Below are 5,964 nucleotides of genomic sequence, written 5' to 3'. Positions count from 1 at the left end.
GGGGCCATCGATTTCCAGGTGCTCGGCGCGCTCATGGCCCGGAATTCGGGTTCCATCTTCATCCCGAGCACGACATCGACCTCCGTGACGTTAGGGGTCGACGGCGTGCCCATCTTCTCGAGTCCCACGATCGGTACGTTGGCCTCGAACCCCGATGGCGGATCCTGGGCCATCAGCTTCCAGTATTGCATCCGTGTCGGCGGCTCCTGCACGTACCAGAGCGTGTACCAGAACGCGAGCGGCCAGATCGATCTCAGCGTCGGGAACCGGTACTACCCCGCGGGCGATGTCGTGTATGAGAGCGGGGCCGTGATCCGTTCCCAGCCCGACGGACAGGTCATCCGCGCGGCGCCGATCTTCCAGGTCACCCCGAGCGCGACCAACCTTTCCGTGGCCTTCGAGCTCGTGAATCTGTACAACTCCGGGAGCACCACGGGAACCACGACCCAGATCGTGGACACGAACGTCTTCAACGTGGACCAGCAGGCCTACGGCGGCTTGAGCTCAAACCTGATCGTCGCGCACACGTCGGCGTTCGGCCTGGCTTGGTTCAATTTCTTCAACTCCACGATGTCCTCCGCCCTGAGGGTGACCTCGTTCACGTATTCGTCCGTCTCCGGGACGACGACCGTGAAGGCCCAGCTCCCGGGCACGGGTTCCGACATCTACTGGATCACGATGATCTCCAACCCGTCGAACGGGCTGTACACAGTCACGCTGCGGATCTTCAACTCGCCACTCGCCCTGTCGTTCACTCTGCAGCAGGCGTACGTGAACGTGGGCGTGGGACAGAATTCCAACTTGGGGTAAGGTGCAAGGATGCCGAAGCAGAAGAAGATCATGATGCCGAAGGGGTCGATGGCGCAGAAGGCCGAGTGGTCTGGGTCCCGCGGCTCGTACCTCACCCACATCCCCGACCTTGAACGGGACACCCTCGAGGAAATCGAGGTCATCCCCATCCGCGAGCCGTTCAGTTACTCTCGCGTCGTCTACGACCACGACCGCTCCGAGTACATCTATGAGGTCTGGGAGCCCCAGCTCGACAGCCGCGAACGGGAGCTCCTGGACATGCTCAAGGACTCCCTCCAGCGCACCCTCGAGTACGAGTGGGACAAGATGGCGGAGAAGGACAAGAAGGAGTACCTCGAGGAGGCCGTCGAGTCGTTCATCCACTCTCGAGGGCTCCGACTGGAGCCCGCCTCCCGCGACAAGATCGTGTACTACATCATCCGCGACTTCGTGGGGTACGGCCCCGTGGACGTTCTCATGGCCGACCTGCGGATCGAAGACGTCTCCTGCGACGGGACCGCGATCCCCCTGTTCATCTTCCACCAGAAGTTCGAATCGATCAAGACGAGCGTGATCTTCGAGGACGAGGACGTCCTGAACTCGTTCGTCGTCATGCTCGGACAGCGCTGCGGCAAGCAGATCTCCGTCGCGATGCCCATCCTGGACGGCACGAGCGTGGAAGGCCACCGTGTCCAGGCGACGTACAGCAAGGAGGTCACGACCCGCGGCTCCTCGTTCACGATCCGGCGGTACAAGGAGAAGCCCTTTACCCCCACGGAGCTCGTGAAGTTCGGGACGGCGAGCACGGAGATGGTCGCGTACCTGTGGATTGCCGTGGAGAACGGCAAGTCCATGATGGTCTGCGGCGGCACCGCCTCCGGAAAGACCGCCACGCTGAACAGCGCGGCCCTGTTCATCCGCCCGGGCGCCAAGATCGTCTCCATCGAGGACACTCGGGAGATCAACCTTCCCCACGAGAACTGGATCCCCGGAACCACACGGACGGGCGTGGGCGAGCGCGGGGCCGACGGCAAGGCGGGGGGCGAGATCGACATGTACGACCTCGTCCGCGCGGCGCTGCGCCAGCGTCCGAACTACATCCTCGTCGGAGAGGTCCGCGGCAAGGAGACGTACACGATGTTCCAGGCCATGGCCACGGGCCACCCGACCATGTCCACGATGCACGCGGACTCGGTCAAGTCCATGGTCAACCGGCTCGAGAACCCGCCGATCAACACGCCCAGGATCCTCCTGACGGCCCTGAACTTCGTGGTGATCCAGACCCACGCCCGGATCGGCGACTCCATCGTCCGCCGGATCAAGCAGATCGTGGAGCTCGTCGGGTTCGAACCCGAGACGAACGAACTCATCACGAACACCGTGTACGAGTGGGATCCGGCCACGGACACGTTCGTCTACAAGGGACACTCCTTCCTCTTCGACGAGATCATGGAGATGAAGAACATGACCCACGAGGAGATGGAAGCGGAATTCCAGCGACGGATCGATATCATCAACTACATGGTCCAGAAGGAGATGACGGACTTCCGCGAGATCGCGAAGATCGTCGTGTCCTACTACCAGTACCCCGAGGAGACTGCGAAGCGGATTCGGGATGAGATGGGCTGGACCGACCAGAAGGCCGAGAAGCCTCTCGAGGCGGGAGGTGAGGCGGTTGGGTAACACGGCGTTCCAGAAGCTCGAGACGCGCGGCACGCTCACGAAGACCAAGCGAGTCCGCCGGGACGAGGAGGCGGGCACCGGAGCCCATCTCGTCAAGCTCCCCAAGGGGGCGAAGCCGGTCAACGTGAGTCTGACCCCCCGCGAGCAGCTTGCGTGGCGCACGTTCGGGAAGTTCGTCCAGGCCCGAGATCATGAGAACCAGGAGCTCGAGGACAACCTGCTCAAGGCGCACATCCGGCTTCGGCCCGAGGAGTACCTCGCCGTCGCCTGGATGAACACGACGATCGCGGCGGCCGGCGCGGTGGCCGCGGCGCTCGTGGCCACCCTCCTCCTCTCGTTCCTGCACACGGACATCGTGACCCTCCTGGTCATCTTCGCCCTCGTGGCGGCGATCCCGATCTTCCTGTCGTACATGTACTCGTTCGGCCTGCCCATCGGGTACAAGGGCAAGCCCGCGGCCCTCTCCAAGAAGCGCGGGCGCAAGATCGACAAGAAGATCTCGGGCGCGATGTCCTTCGTCTCGGCCATGGCGTCCGCCGACGTCCCGGTCGACGTGATCTTCAAGGAGCTCTCCAAGCAGAGCGTCTACGGCGAGGTGGCCCGCGAGGCCGAGTGGATCACGCGGGACACGGAGCTGCTCGGTCTGGACATCCTCACCGCGATCCGGAAGGCGGCGCAGCGCTCCCCCTCCTCGAAGTTCCAGGACTTCCTGCAAGGTGTCGTGACGACGTCCACGAGCGGCGGCCAGCTCAAGCCGTACTTCCTCATGAAGGCGGAGCAGTTCGAGAAGGAAGACCGCCTCGAGATGCGGAAGAAGATGGAGACCTTGGGGATGCTCGCCGAGTCCTTCGTCACGGTCGTCGTGGCGTTCCCCCTGTTCCTCGTCGTGATCATGGCGATCATGGCCCTGATCAGCAAGAGCGGGACGGGTTTCATCATGTCCCTCCTGTACGTGGTCGTGGGCCTGATGATTCCGTTGAGCCAATTCGGCTTTATCTTCGTGATCTGGAACATGGAGCAGGAGGCGTGACATGCCCAACCCCGAGCTCGAGCAGGCGCGCATCCGGCTGTACGAGAAGGCGGACCGGACCAAGGCCGTCGTCGGCGTGAGCGTGAGTCTCGCCGTGATCTTCGGCTTCATCGCGGTCCTGAACCTCATCGGCTCCGTCGAGATCGCCTTCCGCTCCGGCGCCCAGCCCGTGGACAACTTCCTGAACTGGCTCGTCATCGCCATGCTTGGCTTCGTCGGCCCCTACGGGTTCTACATGGCCCGCAAGCAGCGCGAGGTCAAGCAGATCGAGCGGCGACTCCCGGACTTCCTGCGCGATGTCGCGGAGGCAGGCCGGTTCGGCATGACCCTCGCCGAGGCCATCGTCGTGTCGAGCGGCGGCCGGTACGGACGGCTCACCCCCGAGATCAAGAAAATGGCCGCCCAGATCAGTTGGGGCGTCCCGGCCACGGAAGCCCTCCGGCTGTTCGCGGAGCGCGTGAAGACGCCCGCCGTTGCGCGGGTCGTCGCGATCATTGTGAAGTCCTCCGACGCCGGGGGCGATGTTGCGGACGTCCTGACCATGGTCTCCCACGACACGAAGGAGACCCAGCTCACGGAGGACGAGCGCCGGATCACCATGTCGACGTACATCGCCGTGATCTACATCTCGTTCCTCGTGTTCCTCGTGACGATCTTCATCCTGGACGCCACGTTCCTCCCTAAGATGGTCGAGGCGAGCGGGGCGCTCGGGGCGGGTCCCAGCGGGGCCCTCGCAAGCAGCAGCCCTCTCGCGAACAACCTCCCTGCCGTGGTCCAGCAGATCAAGACGGCCTTCTTCATCGCCCTGATCGTGCACGGCCTCGGCGACGGGATCCTCGCGGGCGTCCTGGACAACGGGAAGATTCCCACGGGCCTGCGCCACAGCTTCATCATGCTCCTGATCGCCCTCCTGGGCGTGCAGCTGATCTGAGGTGAACCACGATGTCCCAGTCCACGGAATCGGAATACAGCGAGACGCTCGAGGACCTCGACTCGAAGAAGGCCCAGGTGGCCGCGCGCGTCCGGAAGCTCGACGCGGAGAAGGCGGAAGCCCAGAAGATGCTGGCCCAGATCGAGGAGACCCGCAAGCGGACGCTCTTCGCGGCCCTGGACTCCATCAAGAAGCGCTACTTCGGTCGGCTCCTCGGCGACAGGGGCATCAAGGTCAAGGCCCCCCGCGTGAGCGGCGTCGAAGAGGCGACCCTGGGCAAGATCACGACGATCCCCAAGCTCGTCCAGCGGAACATGAACGAGATCGAGATCCAGCCGATCCTCAAGAACTACTCCTACGTCCGCATCCAGTACGACACCCTGGCGAACGAGTACTTCTACGAGGTCATCGAGCCCAAGCTCATCGAAGAGGAATCCGAGCTTCTGGACGTCCTCAAGGAGATCATCGTCGCGAACCTGGAACTCATGCAGGACGCGGACAAAGCCCAGAAGGAGACGTACCTCCGCCGCGTCGTGGACGGTCTGCTGCGCGAACTCGGGGTTGAGCTTCACCCCGTCTCCAAGGAACGGATCATGTACTACATCCTCCGGGACTTCATGCGCTACGGCGCCATCGACGTGGTCATGACGGACTCCCAGGTCGAGGATGTGTCCTGCGACGGCGTCCAGGTCCCGTTCTACATCTACCACCGCAAGTACGGCTCCATCCCCTCGAACTTGAAGTTCGACACGGCCGAAGAGCTGGACTCGTTCGTCGTGTGGCTCGCGCAGAAGTGCGGCAAGCACATCTCCGTCGCGATGCCCATGCTCGACGCCACGATCCCCGACGGTTCCCGTCTCCAGGCGACCCTCGGCATGCACGTGACCAAGCGCGGGTCCTCGTTCACGATCCGGCGGTTCCGGGAGAACCCCTTCACGCCGCTGGACATGATCCGGTTCAAGACCCTGTCCCCCGAGATGGCCTCCTACCTCTGGCTTGCGATCGAGAACGGCCAGAGCATGCTGATTTGCGGCGGCACCGCTTCCGGGAAGACGACGACCCTGAACGCGATCCTGCTGTTCATCCCACCCCAGATGAAGATCGTCTCCATCGAGGACACGCGGGAGCTGAACCTGCCCCACGAGAACTGGGTGCCCCTGCTCACGCGCGCCGGCTTCGGCGGCAAGAGCGTGGCCACGGGCAAGGCGGCGGGCGAGATCGACATGTTCGACCTCCTGACCGCGGCCCTCCGCCAGCGTCCTCAGTACATGATGGTCGGTGAGGTCCGAGGCTCCGAGGCGTTCGTCGTGTTCCAGGCCATGGCCACGGGCAAGTCCGCATACACCACGTTCCACGCGGACGATGTCCAGGCGATGGTCCACCGGCTCGAGAACGCCCCCATCAACCTGCCACGCGCCCTGGTCGCGGCTCTGGACATCGTGCTCCTCCAGGCCCAGGTCAAGGTGGGCACGGACATGACCCGCCGGGTCAAGTCCATCGTCGAGATCGTCGGCACGGACCCGGAGTCCAA

Annotated in this window: 5 protein-coding genes; all 5 read left to right on the top strand. The window is 63.7% G+C overall.

Going from position 1 to position 5,964, the window contains the following annotated elements:
* Positions 1-810: hypothetical protein (locus VEY12_00570; GenBank protein ID HYM38624.1), on the top strand; the 810-nt coding region annotated here is incomplete at its 5' end.
* 9 nt (positions 811-819) lie between these two features.
* A complete protein-coding gene (locus VEY12_00565; protein ID HYM38623.1) occupies positions 820-2,472 on the top strand; it encodes a type II/IV secretion system ATPase subunit in 1,653 nt (550 codons plus the stop codon).
* Positions 2,465-3,502, top strand: a complete 1,038-nt coding sequence (locus VEY12_00560) for a type II secretion system F family protein (GenBank protein HYM38622.1) — start codon at positions 2,465-2,467, stop codon at positions 3,500-3,502. The genes VEY12_00565 and VEY12_00560 overlap by 8 nt, the downstream gene beginning before the upstream one ends.
* 1 nt (position 3,503) lies before the next feature.
* Positions 3,504-4,433, top strand: a complete 930-nt coding sequence (locus VEY12_00555; GenBank protein HYM38621.1) for a type II secretion system F family protein — start codon at positions 3,504-3,506, stop codon at positions 4,431-4,433.
* An 11-nt stretch (positions 4,434-4,444) separates the two neighbouring features.
* Positions 4,445-5,964 (top strand): type II/IV secretion system ATPase subunit (locus VEY12_00550; GenBank protein HYM38620.1); only part of this gene is annotated, 1,520 nt, incomplete at its 3' end.

Source organism: Thermoplasmata archaeon (genome assembly GCA_035632695.1).
Lineage (GTDB): Archaea > Thermoplasmatota > Thermoplasmata > RBG-16-68-12 > RBG-16-68-12 > RBG-16-68-12.
Note: the sequence above shows the minus strand (reverse complement) of the source record. Positions and strands in the feature narration are given on the sequence as shown.

Bases quoted from the DNA above. Each gene is read 5' to 3' on its own strand.
- VEY12_00565 (HYM38623.1), top strand. From the start codon at position 820: ATGCCGAAGCAGAAGAAGATCATGATGCCGAAGGGGTCGATGGCGCAG.
- VEY12_00555 (HYM38621.1), top strand. From the start codon at position 3,504: ATGCCCAACCCCGAGCTCGAGCAGGCGCGCATCCGGCTGTACGAGAAG.